This window comes from Paenibacillus sp. GCM10027628, from assembly GCF_042676385.1.
Taxonomy (GTDB): Bacteria; Bacillota; Bacilli; order Paenibacillales; family NBRC-103111; genus Paenibacillus_E.
Window position 1 is genome coordinate 1 of sequence record NZ_JBHTHA010000049.1, and the last position, 18,074, is coordinate 18,074.

Below are 18,074 nucleotides of genomic sequence, written 5' to 3' on the forward strand. Positions count from 1 at the left end.
GGTTTTTTAATCTCTGTAGACAAGTCTCTGAAAAACAAGGGGTTTGTCGACATCCTGAAGACACCATTTTGGTGTCTTTTTTTTCTATACACTACCTTGCTTCCGCCTCTATTCCCTTCTTGGAAAAGTAAGGAATACATAAGGCACAGGCAAAACTGAAGATCATCACACACCTAAACATATAACCTTTGAAATCCTCGATGTTAAGAATAAGAGCCAACATGAAGACTCTCGAGAAAATGAGGATGAGCTCTCGCCATACCAAGACCCGGGCCTGTTGGATCGGCGCCAGCTTATGAGTCACGATGAACTGCCTCGCGCTCCAGATTGTAAGGAAGAAGAACAGTCCAACCGTCGTCAGCACATTGGAAATAATTAATATCGGTGCTTTTGGAAATAAGACCAGCAGGAAGCCCGCCGCAGCGGCCAGTATCCCAAAGCTCAACCACCTAGAATCATTCACACGCCCTGTGCGGCTAACCCGTTTATAAACGAGCAGAGAAAGAACTGTGAATAATGTATACATAATTTGCAATAGAGCAATGATCAACTTGTCTCTCGTAACGGAAAACGTGAAGATCAAGGAGAAAATCCCTTGGAATTGGATAAAAAGTCCTCCAGCGATCAGCGACGGAATCATCCATTTTAAACTAGGCGAAGCAAATACTTGTTTAATGCCAAAGCTGCGATAGACAGGCTCTCCCGCCTCAGCTAATGTAATCTTGGGCACGTAAAAAGACACAACAATCATTAGCATAATGAAAATAAACATGATAATAAACGATCCGCGAAAGCCCAGCCATTGAATAATAACCGCGAACAGCAGCGGATTGGTAAAGGCAATGATCTGACCGAACAAGTTCGATGCTGAAAAAAAAGAGTTGAATTCTTGGCTCTTACCAAACAGCGAGATGCCAATATTTTGTGCAGCGGAGTAAAATCCGTTTGTAATTCCAACAGGTAAGGCCAGTATGGCCAGATACAGCTGCTTGAGATCTGCATGCACAACGGATAATAAGACAAAGGTGACTCCAGCGCAAATCGCCGATACGCGCATCACATATCCGATCGTGAATTTGGAGAGCAGCTTGGCGCCAAACATGAAGGCTGCGCCCCAACCTGCAAATAAAACGAGATTAAACCAGGCTACATCGAAGATCGACTGACCTTTTTCCCAAATAAACAGGTTAATGAAAATACCCATGTAGTTGAAAATAATACCTGCACTTACATTCATCATGAGCAGTCGCTTGAGTGATGTCGTCATAGGAAGTTCTCTGCTTTCATTCGTATTCTTCAATGGGTTTCCATGGAGCAAATAGTCATATACAATAGATAGAGCACCATTTATACAACAAAGCATTTATCAACATTATCATGGAATACTCTTGGAGGGAATGTACGATATGCCTAGAATCATGGACTATATGATCAGCCCATGCCCTATTCGCATCATCACCCTGACCGTCGATCCCAGCAAATTAATGCTTCGATCCCTGATCATCATCAATGCAGGTCATCTTCCGGGGCGAACCTTATACCGGCATGAAGCCCTCTTCGAAAAGTGGGCGTTTTTATATATTGTCGGTGGAAGAGGGACCTTTCAGGTCAACGGGGGTGTCAAACAAAAAGTAGAAAGCGGCAGTTTATGCTTCATCCGGCCGGATGTCGTTTATAACTTTGGCCCTGATCCTGACGGATACTGGGATGAGTATTACATAACCTTCGAAGGCGATCGAGTTCAGGAATGGCTTAACCACTGGTTCGTGCAATTGGATCAGGTCAAACAAGTTGGCTATGAAGATACGACGCAGCTAAACAGGATTGAGCGTATTTTCATGCTGATGGAAAGCGGCATCCCCGTAAATGTCGACCGCGCAGCCCTTTTGCTCGAAACGCTGCTCTTCGAATTTATGCTTAAAGCGGACTCACCGCCTGAAAATACGAAAACCCAGCAAATGATCGCGCTCATGGACGATCTTGGCGATTCGCTCTACCTGCCTTTCGATGCGCAGCAGACTGCCAAGCGGCACCATATCTCGATTTCGACACTTCGGCGCGCTGTCAGCGAATACACAGGATACCCGCTCAATGAGTATATTCATCGTTTGAAAATTGCGGAAGCCAAAAATGTCCTGCTCAATACGAACGACACGGTCAAACAAATCGCGGATACTTTAGGTTATAAGGACGTTTTTTATTTTTCCCGGTTGTTCAAAAAGTACGTCGGCATTTCCCCGCTTATGTTCCGGAATACAATGCAGCATTAACAAATGAAAGAGCCACTCTCCCTAGAGTGGCTCTTTTCATCAACGGCTGCTCGCCGGCAGCACCCAAGTTCGTTCATCGCGTTGAATTACATCCACCGGCTTCTCGAAGAAATGCGTCAACTGCTCGCTTGTCAACACGTCCCGCAACTTGCCTCTAAGGAACATTTCCCCTCTTCGCATTAGCAGCGCATGACGGAAGATTGGCAAAATCTCCTCTGTATGATGAGTCACATACAGTAGTGTCGGCGCATTCGCATCTTGAGCCAGAAGCTCGATCGCTTCCAGAAGCCGCTCGCGCGAGAACAGATCGAGCCCGGTGCACGGCTCGTCGAGGATAAGCAGCTTCGGCGAAGCCATCAAGCTTCTTGCGATCAGCAGCTTTTGCTTCTCTCCTTGGGAGCACGTTTGAAACGCTCTCCCCTTGAGATGCGAACAGCTGAGCTGCTGCATCAAGGAATCCGCGAGCGCCCAATCGGCATCGCTGGGATTCTCATACAAGCCAATCGTCGCGAATTTGCCGCTGACCACGATATACTCCGCTTTATCGTTCATATACAGCTTTTCCTGCAGAGACGTACTGACCCACCCAATCTCCTTTCGCAAGTCACGCAAATCTACGCTGCCAAAAGGATGGCCAAGAACGGAGACCTTGCCGGAAGTTGGCCATATGTATCCATTAATCACGTTAAGCAAGGTTGTTTTTCCAGAACCGTTCAGTCCAAGTATCGCCCAATGCTCGCCCTTCTTTACTTGCCAGTCGATGTCTTTGAGTAGCTCATTTTCACCTCTCCGATAAGAGACTTGCTGGATGCGAATGACATCTTCCATGTTTTGCATTACCTCTCTTCTCTTGCTTCTCCGCTTAATTTACGATCTGACGGCAATAGTGCAGCTAACAATCCAAGCAGCGGCAAGTAAGCGCAAAGCTTGATTACGTACGTCACGCTTGTGGCGTCCGCGATGGTGCCTAACACTGCGGAACCAATCCCGCCAAGACCGAATGCCAGGCCGAAGAACAGCCCCGCAACCATACCGACGCGCCCTGGAAGCAGCTGCTGGGCATAAACAATGATAACTGAGAACCCAGACATCAGAATCAATCCTACACAAGCTAGCAAAATGATGGCTACGGTCGGATTTACATAAGGCAACAGCAGTGAAAATGGAGCCGTCCCCAAGATGGAAAACCAGATCATGTTCCGTTTACCGAACTTGTCGGCAAGCGGCCCGCCGAAGAAAGTACCCGCCATCCCCGCAAACAAAAGCACGAATAAATAGAGCTGTGATTCCTTAATGGATAACCCAAATCGTTCAATGAGAAAAAAGGAATAATACCCGTTCATACTGGCTATATACACAAATTTAGAAAAGAGCATCATGATTAAAACGAACATCGATAAGGCGACGACTCTTTTTTGGAGCTGATGCGCTTGCCGTGAAGACGTGCGGATTCGGGAGGACTGATTTCTTTGCGATATATCTTGCTGATACCATTTGGCTACGCGGAGCTGAACGATGACCGCAAGAAGCGCAAATAGAGTAAACCAGATCAAGCTTTTTTGACCCGATTGTGCAAAAATAAACGCAGTAAGCACCGGCGCGATGGCCTGCCCCGTGTTGCCTCCCAGCTGAAAAATCGACTGCGCGAGTCCTTTGCGGGTCCCGGAAGCAAGATGAGCGACGCGTGATGCCTCAGGATGAAGGACTGCCGAACCGATCCCGATCAACACCACAAAAAAGAGCAGAACCGCATAGCTATGTACATAAGCAAGTCCAGCAACGCCAACTAGTGAAAATATTACCCCTATAGGGAGTAAATAAGGTTTGGGCTTAGAATCAGTATACAGGCCGATCAGCGGCTGCAGCACCGATGCGGTTACATTTAACACGAATCCAATCCAGCCAATTTGACTGAAAGTTAAATTTAAGGATGCGTGCAGAATGGGAAACATAGACGGGATCACCGATTGGATCGTATCGTTGAGCAGATGGACGAAACTGACTGCGAACAAAATGGAAAATGCCATCGTATTCGCCTGTTTACTTATTACCTGAGCTTGCATGTTCAAATCAATCACTCCTTTTTCTAATTCGTTATATCATCAGACGTTTAAAACCAAAAGAAAGCATTAACGAAGCAAATCTTCCAGCTCTCTTTTAACTCCTTCTAGATGCGTGAGCGTGCATGCAACCGCAGCTTCCGCATCTTGGTCGCGAATAGCCTCATAAAGCTTCACATGCTGCTCCGTATAGTGATTATGAAGTTCCGGATCCGTCGTGTGCTTATCCAGCGCCACGCGCAGTACTTCCGAAAATGTGCGGTACAGATCGCACGTAACCGGATTTTTCGTTGCTGCGGCAACAGCGAAATGAAACGCGATGTCCGCATCCAAATACAGCTTATTGTCGCCTGCAGCCAGATGCTTATTTCGAAGCTCTAGGCATTCGCGAATATGCGCCAAGTCGTTCTCATCCCGCCGCACAGCCGCGAGTCTGGCGATCTCGGTGTCCAGCATAAAGCGCACCTCGTAAACATCAAGCACTTCTGCACGGCGCAGCCGGTAGTCAAGCGGTTCTTGCATATTGGTCGCACCAATGACGAAGGTGCCATGTCCTTGACGCTTTTCCAATAAGCCTGCATGCGCCAAAACTCGCACCGCCTCACGAATTGTCGAGCGCCCTACGCCGAATTGGGCCATGAGCTCAGGCTCTGTCGGGATTTGGCTGCCTACGGGCAGTTCTCCGAGTGAAATCTTCTTCTGAAGCTGCTCGACAACATCGTCGACGATTTGTCTGCGCTGCACCGTTTGAAATGAAATTCGTCCAGAATTCATCAGATGATCTCCTTTATTTTATTATTGAGTTATTGTATCAGAAGCGACCACCATAAATCCAGCTCTTTTTTCATCTCTCTACCAATTTCTGAAGTCCACTGCTATACTAGCAACAAGAAGATCATAAGAGGTGACGCCACCTATGAATATCATTAAGGTGAAAGACCGCAACGAGCTTGAGAAAAAAATCCCCTCAATGCCGTGGTACGTAGAGAAGTTTATCAATTATAAGCTGCCCGACCTCTCCCCCTCTTCTTTGTTGGAGTATGTCCGGGATTATGAAATCTTTTTCTCTTGGCTGCTCGCTGAAGGCTTATCTTCGGCGAATTCCATGTCTCAAGTGCCTCTTGAGGATTTGGAGAAATTACATATGGACAGCGTCGATAATTTTCGCATGTTTCTTGCCACTCGCAAGGAGCAGGCCAATGTCAAAACAACCATTAATCGCAAGCTCTCCGCGCTTCGCTCATTATTTCATTATTTGAGCCAGATTGCCGAGGACGAAAACTTTTACCCGCTTCTAAAGCGCAATGTCATGGCCAAAGTGGAAATCAAGCGTTCGCATAAGCCGAAAGATACCGCCGCGAAGCTGGAAGGCAAGCTGCTGCAAGAGCGCGAAATCCTTGAATTTATCGACTATGTGCAGCATGGATACCAACACGATGTAGCCACGAATAAACAAGCTACCTATTCGTATGAGTTAAATAAAATACGCGACGCCTGTATCATCACCCTGATCCTGAACTCCGGTCTTCGTGTCTCGGAAATATTCAATCTCAACGTAGATGACATCGATCTGAAGAAAAAACTGACACACGTTTACCGTAAAGGTAAAAACGACGATACGTTCAAAACACCTGTCTACTTCCGTCAGGAGGCCATTCAGGCGCTAACCGAATATTTAGCCATTCGTCAAACCCGATACAAGCCTGTGAAAAAGGAAAAAGCCCTCTTTCTTGCCATCGCTAACGGCAACAAAGAAGGCGAACGCATGACCAAACGGGCCATTCAAGAAATGGTGATCAAATATGCCAAACGGTTTGGCAAGCCGTACTTGTCGGTTCATAAGCTGCGTCACTCTTTTGCTACAGACTATTACCTGCAGAACGACTTGTACAAAACGCAGGAACAGCTTGGTCACGCCTCACCGGAAACAACGCAAATCTACGCGCATCTCACGGACAAAACGATGGCCGAGGCCATCGACAAACGTTTGGAATCCTGAAGACTACTTCAGGATTTCTTCGATTTTGGCAAGTTCTTCTGCCGAGAACTCCAAGTTTTTCAGAGCAGCCACATTCTCCTCAATTTGCGAGACGCGACTGGCTCCAATGAGCGCGGAAGTGACACGCTCGCCGCGAAGTACCCAAGCAAGCGCCATTTGCGCGAGACTTTGTCCGCGGCTGCTGGCCAGTTCATTCAGCTTATTGATCGTAGCCAGTTTCTCTTCCGTGATATCCTTCGCATTCAGGAAGACGCTCTTACCTCCAGCTCGGGAATCGCTTGGAACACCGCTTACATACTTGTTCGTCAGCAGGCCTTGCGCAAGCGGACAAAATGCGATGCTGCCCGCACCGAACTCATCTAGCACATCCTGCAGCCCATTCTCAATCCAGCGATTCAGCATGCTGTAGGATGGTTGATGGATCAGCAGCGGTGTACCCAGTTGCTTGAGAATCGATGCAGCCTGCTGGGTTTGCTCAGCCGTATAGTTGGATAAACCCACGTATAACGCCTTGCCTTGGCGTACGATTTGATCCAACGCACCCATCGTCTCTTCGAACGGTGTGTTCGGATCCGGGCGATGCGAATAGAAAATATCTACGTACTCCAAACCCATCCGCTTCAAGCTTTGATCCAAGCTGGAAATCAAATATTTCTTGGAGCCCCACTCCCCGTAAGGGCCTTCCCACATGTGGTAGCCGGCTTTCGTCGAGATAATCAACTCGTCGCGATAAGCACCGAGGTCATTTTTGAGCACCTTACCGAACATTTCTTCCGCTGATCCTGGCGGCGGTCCATAATTGTTCGCCAAGTCGAAATGCGTAATCCCCAGATCAAAGGATCGGAGCAGCATCGCTCTTCCATTTTCATGAATATCCAATCCGCCGAAGTTGTGCCAAAGGCCTAATGAAATCGCCGGAAGCTTCAATCCGGATTTGCCGGTCCGGTTATATTTCATTTCTGCATAACGAGTTGTGCTTGCTTGATAAGGCATGTTTTGTCCTCCTTAGAGTTTTAACTACTTAAGCATCATCTAGAATCTTATGTATCCTTGTACTAGTATAGGCTAACCGTCACAACAAAAAAAGAACTGAAAAAAACGTGTCTTACTTACCTTGAGGTTAGTAAATCCACTAAAATCCACCCGAAAATACGCAAAAAGAGCCGCCGAATCGCTTCGACAGCCTCGCGGCATATTCCTATATTTTCAAAGCATGAAGCAGCTTAGCCCCGTTATCATGAAGCCATTGCACTTTCTCTGCTGTATTATGAACGATATCTACAAGTACACTTTGTGCGTCAACACCGTCCAAATACCTGCCAAGAAAATGAACGAATACATCCAATCTACGCAGTTCAATCAACAATGGCAGCAGACGGAACTCCTCTTCTTGCAAATCGATAAAAGTTTTATAACCGTTGTAAAACGCCGAGCATCTCCGCCACAACTCTACTTCCGGCAAAGCTGGATCAATCAGATCCGACAAACAAACGGCAAGCTCCATGACACGAACATCTTCAGTGACAAATTCAAAATCCAGTATTGCCGATATACGGCCCTCCTCATTAACAAGCATGTTAGAGCCGTTAATGTCACCATGAACAAGCTGGTGCGGCAGTTTTTTTAGCTGAGGAATTTCATCATAAAAGGCTATGAATCGCTCGCGCAGGTACATTAGCGTCGATTGCAGCGCACGAAAAGGCTCTGGCGGAGCAGAACAGAATGCATCAATCACTTCCGGCGTACAGCGAGGATGAATATGTTCGATTTCATAATAAGGCGGGTAAACAGGTTTTAGTCCTACTTGTATAGATGCCAATACCTGTGAAAGCCGGCCGACCGCTTCGCCAAATGGCTGCATTTGTCTTGCATGCTCCCACGTCGGATTGCAGCCAACCGTAAACGTAAACAGCGCAGCTAGCTTCCTTTGATTGGAGTTCACCTCCAAAACCGTCCTGCCAGAGGGAAGCTGAATCGGCACAGGCAGGCGATATGGAAGCTTGTGAGTGGATAATGTCCGTAACACCGCATGTTCATAATGAATCTTATCCAAATCGCGATGCGTTTCATAAATACGAAGAACGTAAGTTTCTCCTTTCACTTCCACGAAACGCGTTGTGTTATTCATTCCCCCTTCTCCCTTGCGCACGGACCAAGTTTGGTCGGGAAACCAGTGTTCCGGCAAAGAGGTGATCAACTCTTCCTGATCCTTTACATGCATCCTGTTATCCCCCGTTTCAACCTGACATTTGACAATGTTTAGACCAAATAATCGCCATCGACTGCGAACTCAAAATCTTCGACGTCATAAGCCTCGACATGAAGACCGGCATCTACGATCCGATCGAGCAACTCAAGTTGATCCGTTAATAGGGCCGCTTGCTCTTTCATCGACGTGAGGATTAATTCCGTTTCAATCGGATCAAAACTTTCGCCGTATTCTTCCGTATCGACAGCAAATATGATCATTAAAGCAACGTGCTCGTTTATGGGTAAAGGAGGGCTTTTGCGCCAAGGCATCGATAATGCCTTCTCTATTTTTTTCTTATTAAACGATTCCTCAAAAAATGTAATAAGTTCTCCTATTTTTTGCTTCACGTAAGTATCGTCCTCAGGGGACAGCATGATGGGTTCATGGCTGATTTGAAGTTCATACAGCTCTTGAATACTCGTGTACGGGATAATATAAGTAACTGGGCGTCCTGGCAGCAGCAATTGACCGTGTACAGCCAACATGACAGCCTCTATGACGAAAGTACGGGACATCATTTGGACCCCCTCCCTCTTTGGTTGTAATAGCAATATTTCGATACTTGCCGTTGAATTTCCTTCTTTGCAGACCATTGATTGAACAAAAACCGTCAGCCCCTCTGATCGTAAGATCCATGAGCTAACGGTTTTTTTCTAGGATTATAGACTGCCATCTGTCACCTCTTGGTCCTGTCTTACGAATTCATAAGGCTTTTTGGAAAAACGGTTTGCATACGAAGACGCTACATAACAATCAGGTTTAATGACCGGCACCATACCTACCGACTCCACTCTTCGCACCATTTCCTGAACGAACTTGGCTGTTCTGTTTTTGTTCTCATCCTGTCCGGCATCAATATGTATATACATATCGATCGAAGCACCTTGATATACATGAGGCAATATGATATCCTCCATGTCCCGACGTTTATGATCATCAAAAAACAGTGCGATTTCTTCGCTCAAGGCTGTCTCTGTAGAAAGTTTTTCTTTTACAGACGTTAACGCCCTTGGAACAATCACCTGTCGATAGCAGGCCCACGCCCCCTTACCCAATCGCTGGATCACTACACCTGTAATGAATTTCGTGTGACCAGGATGCACTTGACAGTCTGTACCAATAATAAATTTATACACGGCTGCAGGGTCAAGCCGCATAAAATGGAGAACGCGTGCGTGAACAGTCTCTATGTCGAGTCCTTTTTCGGTTGTGTTTCGAAATTCCAGTGGTTGATTTGCAGGCATAGGTCTCAAGGATAAGGCTCTTCCTTTCTCATTAGATTGAGGAAGAAGCGGATTTTGGAATGACAACCCGCCCCTTATCTGTAGTATATGGCAAAAACCCTTTGATCGAACCATCCCCTTAACGAAAACGTTGCCGACTTCAAAAATAAGACTATTCCAGTAAACCGGATTACTCTATCAGTGATTTCTTTTTTTGACTTCAGGCTTCCGAGTTGCTGTCCAAAAGAGTTCCAAGTCCGGATCATTTTTCAGTCTTACATTGCAAATCTTCATCTCACTTTCTTCAAGCTCAGTAAGGTCCCATTCGTCTACTTCATTGATCCCTGCGGACTGAAGAAACTGCACCAGCTGCTCCTTCGCCTCTCCCTGCTCATCCCAGAACTTCACGCCATAATAAGCCAACCCGTAGTGATTTACTAGCCGGCAAGTGAAAATTTGCGAAGTCGTTTTTCGCTGCAGCACATAAGGCACTTCTTATACCCCCGCTCTATTCTCGTTTATCCAGAAAAGGCACAATCACCGCATGGCGGGATAGTGCCTTTCTGATTTTTCTTATAAATAAGGACTTTCATGCTTCGCTTTGAGAATATTCCAACGGCGTTCCACTTCGTTCTCGAACGACTTCAAGGACTCCTCATATTCGGGCTTCGTCATATGTTTCGTCTTGCCCATCGTCTTCAACCAATCCGAGAGCGGAATCTTTTTGCTCTTCTCTTCCGGGTTGTACGTCAAGGTCGTCACGCCGTGCTCCACTTCGTAAAGCGGGAAGAAGCATGAATCTACGGCGGCGCCAACAATATTGGAACCTTCCTGGTCTTCGGACAGCCAGTTCAACGGACAAGCAATCAGGATTTTCCCATATACCATCCCTTCATGCTGAGCGTACCACTGAGCCTTAGCTGCTTTCTTCACAAGGTCTTGCGGGAATGCTTCCGAACCGGTAAACACATACGGAATATGCGTTGCCGCCATGATTTGCGCGGTATCTTTATGGTGGAACACTTTACCGCCTTGCTTCTTGCCGACATTGGACGTCGACGTCCGATGTCCAAGCGGTGTCGAATACGACAGCTGCGCGCCGGTGTTCATATAGCCCTCATTATCGTACTCGAGGATAATCATCTTATGATTGCGCAGTGCAGCGCCGATCGCGGGGCCCATCCCGATGTCCATGCCGCCGTCACCTGTAATCATGACAAAGGTGAAATCGTCCGGCAAGTTCAAATCGTCAAGTTCGCCACGGCGTTTGCGCTCCCAGAACATTTCTACAACGCCGGAGAGCGTGGCCGCTCCGTTTTGGAACAGATTATGGATATAAGTCGCTTTGTGCGCAGAATATGGATAACCTGTCGTTACAACCATCGCACAGCCCGTGTGGAACAAAGCCACGATGTCGCCTTCAATTCCTTTGAAGAAGAGCTCCAAGCCCGAGAAAATGCCGCAGCCCGGACAGGCGCCATGACCCGGTGCGATCCGCTTTGGTTTCTTCGTCAAGGAACGAAGAGGCGGAATCCGAACATTTAACTTGCCACTGCTTTCATCAGGCGTTACTGTAATCAAGCCGGTTTTCAGATCCTCATAATTCATCGGATTCAGCAACCGCTTCGGTGCTTTCGCCGGATCTCCTGCCGTATGACCGTAGTAGTCGAACGGCACCTCAACCTTTCCGCTTTGCATCGCATCGATGGCAAACTGGAACAGGTTATGCCCGTCTTCGGCATAAAAGTCCTTGCCGCCTAAGCCGTAGACACGGCTTATGACCAGCGTATCGCGGTTCCCGTGTGTGAACAGCGCCGCTTTAATTTCGTTGACCATGTTCCCGCCATGGCCACCGTACGAATCCGCGCGATCGCCTACCGTGATCGCTTTCACATGCTTCAGCGCTTCCGCGATTTGCTTCGCCGGGAATGGGCGGATCATATTCGGCGCGATGGAGCCGGCCTTAATGCCTTTCTCGCGCAGCTGGTCGACGACATCCTTGATGATTTCGGAAGCCGAATTCATTAGGAACACGGCGACCTCTGCATCGTCCATCCGGTATAAATCCAGGATCGGGTAGTCGCGGCCGGTCAATTCCGCATACTCCGCACGAATGCGGTCGTAAACTTCCTCAGCGTTATACATCGCCATTGACTGCTGGTAGCAGTTATTAATGTAATCCGGTTCGTTCATGTAAGGACCGACGGTAATCGGATTGTTTCGATCGAGTGTATCCGGGAATCCTTGAGGCTTCTCCCCTATGAAAGCATGGACATCTTCGCGATGCGCGAAAGTTTGAACTCTGCGTTTCTGATGCGAGGTGAAATAACCGTCAGACGCAACAAGAACCGGCAGACGAACTTCAGGGTCTTCAGCCAACTTTAGAGCCATAATGTTCATGTCATATACCGCTTGAGGATCTCGGCACATAAGAATAGGCCATCCGGTGTTTAACGCGTAATAGAGATCGGAATGATCCCCGTGAATGTCAAGAGGTCCAGATACCGAACGGCATACCAAATTCATGACCATCGGGAAACGGGTTCCGGACTGGACCGGCATTTGTTCGAGCATATACAAATAACCGTTGGCGCTTGTTGCGTTAAACACGCGGCCGCCAGCGGTGGAAGCGCCATAGCACACACCCGCGGAGCCGTGTTCGCCGTCCGCAGGTATCAGCACGATGTCATGCTGACCGTTCGTTTTCATCAAGTCCAGAAACTGGGCAACCTCCGTAGACGGAGATATCGGAAAATATCCCATGATATGATAATTGATTTGATGGGCAGCATAAGCAGCCATCTCATTGCCTGATTCATAGACGATGCGCTGCTCAATTTTGGCTTGCCCAAATTCCTTCTTAATATCAATGGCCATTTCGTTTGTTCCACCCTTCTCCCTTGAGTGCTATCTTTCTAAGCGTTTACGGCTAGATTGAATCGATGCGGCATCCGATGGGCATCCGCATACCCGTCCTCTTCCCTCTCATTGCTTAGAGCCTCTGTCGGACAGGCCTGTACACATTTCAAGCAGCCTTTACAGTATTGATAATCAATACCTTGGAGAAACATTTGCGGACGTCCCTTCTTGTCCGGCTGCTCATCCCACACAAAGCAGAAATCGGGACACACATTGTCGCAAGAAGCACAATGAATACATTTATCTTCATGAAAATGCGGCATCATCCCCGCACGTGAAATACTTAAATCTTTCAAAATGCTGTTGCCCGGATTCGTAATGACACCGCCGATAGGCTGCGTGGCATATCCAAGCACTGGCGTGTCAAAGCGTACAAAATCAGGCATTGTTTCGCCTTCCGGAAGCGTATAGGTCTGAAATTTCACTTCATCGTAACCACGCTCAAACGTCCGTAGCGCCGGCGCTACCGCCTGCGGGTATTTCTTTTCGAGCGATTTGCGAATGACACCTTTCATCACCTCCGGATCCAGAAAATCGCACAACCGAAATAGGGCACCGAGCATCGCCATATTCACCCGATTTTTTTCCTCGAGAGAAATACCGATGGCATCGATCACCGCGATCGTGCCGCCTTTGAGCTTCATCTTTTCTTTGAGCTGATCCGGCGTTTTCGTCGAATTTACTAGAACAGTACTGTCTTCATAGATGCCGCTGATAACGTTTACAGTTTTAGAAAGCGATTCATGAAAAACACCAACCACATGCGGACGTTCTACTGGAGAGGTATCCCGAATATTCGTAGCCATATCACAAAATCGGATATGCGCCTTAACCGCAGAGCCTTTCTTCTCCGATCCATAGGAGGAAAAGCTTACCCCATTCAACCCCACCCCTACAACGCCCGCTTCGGCGAGCATTTTACCTGCAAGGTTGGCGCCTAATCCACCGATGGATTCCAGCCTAATCTCGAAAAATCCGAGATCGTTCAATTTGGGCAAAGTTACCATTGCATGTCTCCTTTCAAAAATGAGCTGCATCAAAATTGAATAGTATGAATAGTAAGTCTACTTCCATTGTAACAAGAATATTTTGGTAAGCAACAGTTTTTTACGAGGGCGAGCTTAAAGTAAGTAATCGATAATCAATCCGCAAGCGCCCAAATAGTAACTCCCTGTTCCTTCCATCTCGCCTTCAAGCATTTTATGCTCACAATCACCCGCACATTCTTCACAAACGTCAACATAATCTTCATTTAATGGGTCAAAGACAACACCGCATACCTGTGAGCACGCCTTCATCCTCATCGCTCCTCGTTTTCCAATCCGCCAAATTGTAAACGTTTGCAAATCTTCATTTCCTATATTATACAGTGAAAACCACAAGATGCACCAGAGGAATGATGTGTACCTGGCTAATTCAGCAAAAATAGTCCCAAAGCTCTCCATTAACAAGCCAGATGATGTATGTTATTCTGTTAAGACAAGCGAACATCAGGAATTGTGAAGGAGGGCGTACCATGAATCCAGACTTTATACAGATCAAATCCCTTGAAGGCGAGCTGAAAATGTCCCACAAACGAAAGGATTATGGTCTTACCGTCACGACCAAAGAGCTGATCCTTCATAAGCCGCATGTCAACTACTACTTTAAGCTGGAGGACATTATCAATATACTCCCTTTCGATCATTCCGGGTTCAAAAAGGTTTCCTTCGTGAGCTCGCGAGCGGCCAATAAAGAAACGACCTATCTTGCTCCTGGTTCGGAGCATTACCGTATCTATGTCCAAGCGGCGACTGTGCATAATCGAAGCGGATTGTTCCAGATGGGCGCAACCGATGTCATCATTCCCATCCACCGCGAAATATTGCGGGCCATCTCCGAGTGCGGCCAAAAAATGGGCCTGACAGCTTTCTAAATCATAAAAAAAAGACGGCTATGAAAAGTTCATCTTTTCATAACTGTCTTTTTGTTTATTGCTGCGGAGTATAAACAACTTTTATAATTTTTGGGCTTCCCTTACATAGGCAAGTAAATTCTCGCAACTTTCTTCTACCATGTCATAGACCTCTTGGAAATTGCCAGTATAATAAGGGTCTGGTACATCACTAACGCCACGAGTCGGCGCGAATGCCAGAAGTTTATGAATCTCTGCACGCTGCTCGATCGAACCTTGTGCAAATGGAAGAAGATTACGAACGTTGCTGTCATCCATCGCAATGATATATGTAAATTGTTCGAAATCATCTGGCCTGACTTGTCTGGCCGTCATCCCTTGATGATCGATTCGATACTGGTCAAGAATGCGTCTAGTCCCTTGATGCGGCCGCTCGCCTATATGCCAATCTCCGGTACCCGCAGAATCGGTAAATATCACACCGTCAAGCCCAGCCTGTTTTACTTTATGACGGAAAATAGCCTCTGCCATAGGTGAGCGACAAATATTGCCTAAACATACAAATAAGACCTGAATCATGGCGCACCGAAAATAAGCTGTTTTTCTCGCATCGTCAACGATCTTGCGGGGATATCAAGAACGATCCTACCTTCAGCCAAGCCCCAAATCCGAGTCGCATACCGCTCTGCAAGCTCGACCTGATGCAGCGTTGCGATAACGCTCATATTCCGTTCTTGGCATAGGGCTTTAAGGTCTTGCATAATGTACTCAGTCGCTTTCGGATCTAGTCCGGATACAGGTTCATCCGCCACAAGCACCTTGGGATTATGTATCAGGGCTTTAGCGATAGCAACACGCTGCTGCTCGCCGCCGCTGAGCTGCCCGACCTTTTTCTCCCCTTTATCGAGCAATCCGACTTTCTCTAAATAGTCCATACCAAGGACGTGCTCATCCCTTGAAGTGGTACCTGTAAGTAGACGTATCGGGGTCTGGTAAAGACGCCCCATCATGACATTTTTGATAGCGCTTTTATTTCGGTTTAAAACCGGCTTTTCTTCCAAAAATGCGAAGTCCTTTCCGAGCTTCCAACGTTCCATTAACCCTGGGGTTGTCATGTCGTTAGAATGGTAAATCAATTGCCCCGTCGTCCACTTTTCTTGATGACTGATGCAGCGCAGCAACGTTGTCTTTCCGCTTCCGCTTCCGCCAATAACGGCGATGAATTCACCTTCGTCCACTTGAAAGCTGATCTGAGACAGCACTTTGTTGTCCGGGGGAAATACTTTGCTTAAATTTCGAACCGTAATCATGACAACGTCTCCTTAGAGTTTTCTTTAGAAAACTACTTTCGTAAGCATCTGCTGAGTTTTTCGATAGAAAACTGGCATCGCAAGCATAATATTTTGGCAAAAATCGCCGCTCCACCGGCATTAAGCCTGCAAGAGGGCGATTTTCATTTTATGGGTATGGCTACAAGCTTAATCGCAAGAGCTCGGACTTTCTGCTGAGCCTGCTTCCACATTGATTTTATCCGAGATTGTATCCCGAATGACAGACATGACGAGCTGCAGCAAATAATTGATATCCTCTTGGGTCTGTTTAAATTCATTAACAATCGGTATGCCGTCCAGTTCATCCTGCAGCGCATCGATTTCACTTTCGATTTTCTCAACCATTTTCGGGTTTTGAAATTTCTCGAAAGCGACGATTTCTTTTTGCTTTTTCTTGATGGAACTAATTAGGGTTTGGATATCCGGATTAGCGCTAATTTGCTTTTCTGCCTTCTGGTAAAACTGCACCTCATTGGATGTAGTCAACAGCTCTGCCAATTCTTTAGCTTTTGCCAAAATATCTTCCCGAACAATCATTTCTGTATTCGTGTATTCCTCCATTTGAAAAGCATGGGGATGATTATGATGATGATCTGACACTTGGGCACACTCCCGTCATATTTACTTCCTGATTAAATGGATATTTGTAACGGCGATGGTACGATCTCGCCTTTCAAAACCCAAGTTTGCGCATGCGTAACTTTCACATTCACCATCTTGCCGATCAAATCTTTAGAACCGGTAAAATGGATCAGTTTATTCGTACGCGTACGACCGGATAGCACATCCGGATTGTTCTTACTTTCGCCTTCGACGAGCACTTCAACCGTTTGTTCGAAGAGCTTCTCATTACTTGCTTTACTGTGAGCATTTACGAGCTCATTCAAGCGATACAAGCGCTGCTTCTTCACATCCATAGGTACGTTGTCTTCCATTTCAGCAGCAGGCGTACCTTCGCGCGGTGAATAAATAAAAGTAAAGGCAAAATCAAATCCTACTTCTTGATACAAAGACATCGTATCTTCGAACTGTTCATCCGTTTCACCCGGGAAACCAACAATGATATCTGTTGTAAGTACCACATCAGGCAGCGTTGCTTTGATTTTACGGGCAAGCTCGAGGTAGTGTTCACGCGAATATTTACGACTCATACGCTTCAAAACTTCACTATTCCCAGCCTGCACGGGCAGATGAATATGTTCGACAAGATTGCCGCGTTTGCCTAATACTTCAATTAAGCGATCATCGAAATCGCGTGGATGCGATGTTGTGAAACGAATGCGCGGCACATCAATTTTGCGAATATCGTCCATCAAATCAGCAAATGAATACGAAATATCTTCAAAATCCTTACCATAAGCATTGACATTCTGGCCAAGCAGTGTAATCTCTTGGAAGCCTTGACGCGCCAAATCTCGCACTTCAGCAAGAACGTCTTGAGGCCTCCGGCTTCTTTCTTTGCCTCGTGTATAAGGAACGATGCAATACGTACAAAATTTATCACAACCGTACATGATGTTCACCCAAGCACGGATACCTTCCCGTTTTTTCGGCAAATTCTCGACGATATCGCCTTCTTTTGACCAAACCTCTACAACCATCTCTTTGTTATAAAAGGCATCCTTCAAAAGTGTTGGCAAGCGATGAATATTATGCGTACCAAAGATCAAATCTACAAAAGCGTGCTTCTGCATGATTCGATTCACGACCGCTTCTTCTTGTGACATGCAACCGCAAACGCCAAGTACAAGGCCGGGCTTTTCCGCTTTAAGCGATTTTAAATGCCCTAGCTCCCCGAACACCTTATCTTCTGCGTTTTCTCGGATCGCGCACGTATTGAGCAGAATCACATCGGCCTGAAACTTGTCCTCCGTCGATTGATACCCCATCTGTTCAAGCAGGCCTTTCATCACTTCTGTGTCATGCTCATTCATCTGACAACCGAAGGTGCGAATCAAATAAAATTTATCCTTGCCGAACTCCTGCATATCTTCAGGAATAGTAAAATCGTAATGAACGGCGATCTCTTCTTTTCCGCGCTTCTTGGCATCTGTCAGTGAAGGAGGCTGAAAATATTGGGAATAATCCTTATCGGATTTCACATTGTTAGCCACTTTCTTTCCTCCT

At 46.7% G+C, this 18,074-nt stretch carries 19 protein-coding genes; 3 read left to right on the plus strand and 16 right to left on the minus strand.

The window, feature by feature from the left end:
- Positions 1–91: 91 nt before the first annotated feature.
- A complete protein-coding gene (locus tag ACFQZT_RS29830; RefSeq protein ID WP_379306160.1) occupies positions 92–1,267 on the minus strand; it encodes an MFS transporter in 1,176 nt (391 codons plus the stop codon).
- A 139-nt stretch (positions 1,268–1,406) separates the two neighbouring features.
- Here ACFQZT_RS29830 and ACFQZT_RS29835 point away from each other — a divergent pair, with 139 nt between their 5' ends.
- Positions 1,407–2,270 carry a helix-turn-helix domain-containing protein gene (locus ACFQZT_RS29835; RefSeq protein WP_379306162.1) on the plus strand — a complete coding sequence of 288 codons (864 nt, stop codon included), beginning with the start codon at positions 1,407–1,409 and terminating at the stop codon, positions 2,268–2,270.
- A 39-nt stretch (positions 2,271–2,309) separates the two neighbouring features.
- Here the strand turns inward: ACFQZT_RS29835 and ACFQZT_RS29840 are convergent, their stop codons facing one another.
- From ACFQZT_RS29840 to ACFQZT_RS29850, 3 genes are all read right to left on the minus strand, one after another.
- Positions 2,310–3,098: an ABC transporter ATP-binding protein gene (locus tag ACFQZT_RS29840; RefSeq protein ID WP_379306394.1), complete on the minus strand. Its 789-nt coding sequence runs from the start codon at positions 3,096–3,098 to the stop codon at positions 2,310–2,312.
- A gap of 8 nt (positions 3,099–3,106) precedes the next feature.
- Positions 3,107–4,333, minus strand: a complete 1,227-nt coding sequence (locus tag ACFQZT_RS29845) for an MFS transporter (protein WP_379306396.1) — start codon at positions 4,331–4,333, stop codon at positions 3,107–3,109.
- Between the two features lie 66 nt (positions 4,334–4,399).
- On the minus strand, positions 4,400–5,104 hold the full coding sequence (locus ACFQZT_RS29850) for a FadR/GntR family transcriptional regulator (protein ID WP_379306164.1): 705 nt from the start codon (positions 5,102–5,104) through the stop codon (positions 4,400–4,402).
- Between the two features lie 142 nt (positions 5,105–5,246).
- On the opposite strand from ACFQZT_RS29850, the gene xerS reads away from it, so the two are divergent.
- Positions 5,247–6,329: a tyrosine recombinase XerS gene (gene xerS, locus ACFQZT_RS29855; RefSeq protein ID WP_379306166.1), complete on the plus strand. Its 1,083-nt coding sequence runs from the start codon at positions 5,247–5,249 to the stop codon at positions 6,327–6,329.
- Positions 6,330–6,332: 3 nt separating this feature from the next.
- Here xerS and mgrA read toward each other — a convergent pair whose 3' ends face one another.
- The 8 genes from mgrA to ACFQZT_RS29895 all read right to left on the minus strand — a co-directional run bounded on the left by mgrA (position 6,333) and on the right by ACFQZT_RS29895 (position 14,020).
- Positions 6,333–7,322, minus strand: coding sequence for an L-glyceraldehyde 3-phosphate reductase (mgrA, locus tag ACFQZT_RS29860; protein ID WP_379306168.1), 990 nt, complete (start codon positions 7,320–7,322; stop codon positions 6,333–6,335).
- Positions 7,323–7,527: 205 nt separating this feature from the next.
- The gene (locus ACFQZT_RS29865) at positions 7,528–8,550 is read right to left on the minus strand and encodes a phosphotransferase (protein ID WP_379306170.1); all 1,023 of its coding nucleotides are present in this window, start codon (positions 8,548–8,550) and stop codon (positions 7,528–7,530) included.
- A gap of 38 nt (positions 8,551–8,588) precedes the next feature.
- Positions 8,589–9,095 carry an ADP-heptose synthase gene (locus ACFQZT_RS29870; RefSeq protein ID WP_379306398.1) on the minus strand — a complete coding sequence of 169 codons (507 nt, stop codon included), beginning with the start codon at positions 9,093–9,095 and terminating at the stop codon, positions 8,589–8,591.
- A 144-nt stretch (positions 9,096–9,239) separates the two neighbouring features.
- Complete coding sequence (locus ACFQZT_RS29875) at positions 9,240–9,824, minus strand: ribonuclease H-like YkuK family protein (RefSeq protein WP_379306400.1); 585 nt, start codon at positions 9,822–9,824, stop codon at positions 9,240–9,242.
- A 177-nt stretch (positions 9,825–10,001) separates the two neighbouring features.
- On the minus strand, positions 10,002–10,295 hold the full coding sequence (locus ACFQZT_RS29880) for a hypothetical protein (RefSeq protein ID WP_379306172.1): 294 nt from the start codon (positions 10,293–10,295) through the stop codon (positions 10,002–10,004).
- A gap of 81 nt (positions 10,296–10,376) precedes the next feature.
- Positions 10,377–12,680 carry a thiamine pyrophosphate-dependent enzyme gene (locus ACFQZT_RS29885; protein ID WP_379306174.1) on the minus strand — a complete coding sequence of 768 codons (2,304 nt, stop codon included), beginning with the start codon at positions 12,678–12,680 and terminating at the stop codon, positions 10,377–10,379.
- A 38-nt stretch (positions 12,681–12,718) separates the two neighbouring features.
- On the minus strand, positions 12,719–13,729 hold the full coding sequence (locus tag ACFQZT_RS29890; protein ID WP_379306176.1) for a 2-oxoacid:acceptor oxidoreductase family protein: 1,011 nt from the start codon (positions 13,727–13,729) through the stop codon (positions 12,719–12,721).
- A 114-nt stretch (positions 13,730–13,843) separates the two neighbouring features.
- The gene (locus ACFQZT_RS29895; RefSeq protein ID WP_379306178.1) at positions 13,844–14,020 is read right to left on the minus strand and encodes a hypothetical protein; all 177 of its coding nucleotides are present in this window, start codon (positions 14,018–14,020) and stop codon (positions 13,844–13,846) included.
- 218 nt (positions 14,021–14,238) lie between these two features.
- On the opposite strand from ACFQZT_RS29895, the gene ACFQZT_RS29900 reads away from it, so the two are divergent.
- The gene (locus ACFQZT_RS29900; protein WP_379306180.1) at positions 14,239–14,637 is read left to right on the plus strand and encodes a hypothetical protein; all 399 of its coding nucleotides are present in this window, start codon (positions 14,239–14,241) and stop codon (positions 14,635–14,637) included.
- An 81-nt stretch (positions 14,638–14,718) separates the two neighbouring features.
- On the opposite strand, the gene ACFQZT_RS29905 is transcribed toward ACFQZT_RS29900, so the two are convergent.
- The 4 genes from ACFQZT_RS29905 to miaB form a co-directional block, all read right to left on the minus strand.
- Positions 14,719–15,195, minus strand: a complete 477-nt coding sequence (locus tag ACFQZT_RS29905; RefSeq protein ID WP_379306183.1) for a low molecular weight protein-tyrosine-phosphatase — start codon at positions 15,193–15,195, stop codon at positions 14,719–14,721.
- Complete coding sequence (locus ACFQZT_RS29910) at positions 15,192–15,926, minus strand: phosphonate ABC transporter ATP-binding protein (protein ID WP_379306185.1); 735 nt, start codon at positions 15,924–15,926, stop codon at positions 15,192–15,194. Before ACFQZT_RS29910 ends, ACFQZT_RS29905 begins: the two co-directional genes overlap by 4 nt.
- A 168-nt stretch (positions 15,927–16,094) precedes the next feature.
- A complete protein-coding gene (locus tag ACFQZT_RS29915) occupies positions 16,095–16,508 on the minus strand; it encodes a YlbF/YmcA family competence regulator (protein WP_379306402.1) in 414 nt (137 codons plus the stop codon).
- A gap of 71 nt (positions 16,509–16,579) precedes the next feature.
- On the minus strand, positions 16,580–18,049 hold the full coding sequence (gene miaB, locus ACFQZT_RS29920; RefSeq protein WP_379306404.1) for a tRNA (N6-isopentenyl adenosine(37)-C2)-methylthiotransferase MiaB: 1,470 nt from the start codon (positions 18,047–18,049) through the stop codon (positions 16,580–16,582).
- Positions 18,050–18,074: the final 25 nt, after the last annotated feature.

Coding starts and splice junctions, on each gene's coding strand:
- ACFQZT_RS29905 (WP_379306183.1), bottom strand. CDS start 15,195: ATGATTCAGGTCTTATTTGTATGTTTAGGCAATATTTGTCGCTCACCT.
- ACFQZT_RS29900 (WP_379306180.1), top strand. CDS start 14,239: ATGAATCCAGACTTTATACAGATCAAATCCCTTGAAGGCGAGCTGAAA.
- ACFQZT_RS29845 (WP_379306396.1), bottom strand. CDS start 4,333: ATGCAAGCTCAGGTAATAAGTAAACAGGCGAATACGATGGCATTTTCC.
- ACFQZT_RS29885 (WP_379306174.1), bottom strand. CDS start 12,680: ATGGCCATTGATATTAAGAAGGAATTTGGGCAAGCCAAAATTGAGCAG.
- ACFQZT_RS29830 (WP_379306160.1), bottom strand. CDS start 1,267: ATGACGACATCACTCAAGCGACTGCTCATGATGAATGTAAGTGCAGGT.
- ACFQZT_RS29910 (WP_379306185.1), bottom strand. CDS start 15,926: ATGATTACGGTTCGAAATTTAAGCAAAGTATTTCCCCCGGACAACAAA.
- ACFQZT_RS29835 (WP_379306162.1), top strand. CDS start 1,407: ATGCCTAGAATCATGGACTATATGATCAGCCCATGCCCTATTCGCATC.
- xerS (WP_379306166.1), top strand. CDS start 5,247: ATGAATATCATTAAGGTGAAAGACCGCAACGAGCTTGAGAAAAAAATC.
- ACFQZT_RS29895 (WP_379306178.1), bottom strand. CDS start 14,020: ATGAAGGCGTGCTCACAGGTATGCGGTGTTGTCTTTGACCCATTAAAT.
- mgrA (WP_379306168.1), bottom strand. CDS start 7,322: ATGCCTTATCAAGCAAGCACAACTCGTTATGCAGAAATGAAATATAAC.
- ACFQZT_RS29840 (WP_379306394.1), bottom strand. CDS start 3,098: ATGGAAGATGTCATTCGCATCCAGCAAGTCTCTTATCGGAGAGGTGAA.
- ACFQZT_RS29890 (WP_379306176.1), bottom strand. CDS start 13,729: ATGGTAACTTTGCCCAAATTGAACGATCTCGGATTTTTCGAGATTAGG.
- ACFQZT_RS29875 (WP_379306400.1), bottom strand. CDS start 9,824: ATGCCTGCAAATCAACCACTGGAATTTCGAAACACAACCGAAAAAGGA.
- ACFQZT_RS29915 (WP_379306402.1), bottom strand. CDS start 16,508: ATGGAGGAATACACGAATACAGAAATGATTGTTCGGGAAGATATTTTG.
- ACFQZT_RS29870 (WP_379306398.1), bottom strand. CDS start 9,095: ATGTCCCGTACTTTCGTCATAGAGGCTGTCATGTTGGCTGTACACGGT.
- ACFQZT_RS29865 (WP_379306170.1), bottom strand. CDS start 8,550: ATGCATGTAAAGGATCAGGAAGAGTTGATCACCTCTTTGCCGGAACAC.
- ACFQZT_RS29850 (WP_379306164.1), bottom strand. CDS start 5,104: ATGAATTCTGGACGAATTTCATTTCAAACGGTGCAGCGCAGACAAATC.